Origin of the sequence: Prevotella sp. P3-122 (assembly GCF_002251365.1) — a bacterium.
In the GTDB taxonomy this organism is placed as follows: Bacteria; Bacteroidota; Bacteroidia; order Bacteroidales; family Bacteroidaceae; genus Prevotella.
In genome coordinates, this window is record NZ_NPJH01000027.1 from 1 (window position 1) to 632 (window position 632).

The window sequence follows — 632 nt, forward strand, 5'->3', positions numbered from 1 at the left end:
ATTTGGATTAAGGTCAATATATAAAAAAGGCTGTTCCGGATTGCTGGAACAGCCTTTTTTTGATACTATTAATGATTATGCAATGTCTATCTGACGTTGAATCTTCTTAGCTTCGTCTTTGGTGGCCTTAGGCATGGTGATAGTCAGCACACCATTGTCAACCTTGGCTGCGATGTTGTCTTTTATTACATCTTCAGGCAGCGTGTATACCTGTTGGTAGTTAGAGTAATTGAACTCACGTCTCAGATAGTGGTCTTTTTTGTTTTCCTCCTTGTGCTCCATCTTGTTCTCAATGGTGACCTCAAGGTTACCTTCGTTGTTAAGGCTTACTCGGCAGAATTCCTTCTTAATACCTGGAACGGCAAATTCCATTGTATATTCTCTGTCGTTTTCCCTTACATTGATTGCTGGAGCCGTTGCCTTCATCTTAGGCATCCAATCGTTGTTGAAGAACTCGTCAAACATTGTTGGGAACCAACTGCTTGTTTTCATAACTGGTAACATAGTAACCTCCTATTTTAGAATTGTTGTTTATATATGTTTACCGTTTCAAGCTCCTCTGTGGGGCTTTCCGCTTACACCCCTATAACTGCAATTCACATGCCAATACGAGATATGGCGACATTGTGTCG

At 40.8% G+C, this 632-nt stretch carries 1 protein-coding gene; it reads right to left on the minus strand.

What is annotated here, in order from left to right; genetic code table 11:
* Nucleotides 1-75 precede the first annotated feature (75 nt).
* Nucleotides 76-492 (minus strand): Hsp20/alpha crystallin family protein, encoded by a 417-nt coding sequence (locus CIL02_RS05525; RefSeq protein WP_240513536.1) that lies wholly within the window; start codon nt 490-492, stop codon nt 76-78.
* Nucleotides 493-632: the final 140 nt, after the last annotated feature.

Excerpts from the sequence above, each read along its gene's own strand:
- CIL02_RS05525 (WP_240513536.1), bottom strand. The coding sequence starts at position 492 with ATGAAAACAAGCAGTTGGTTCCCAACAATGTTTGACGAGTTCTTCAAC.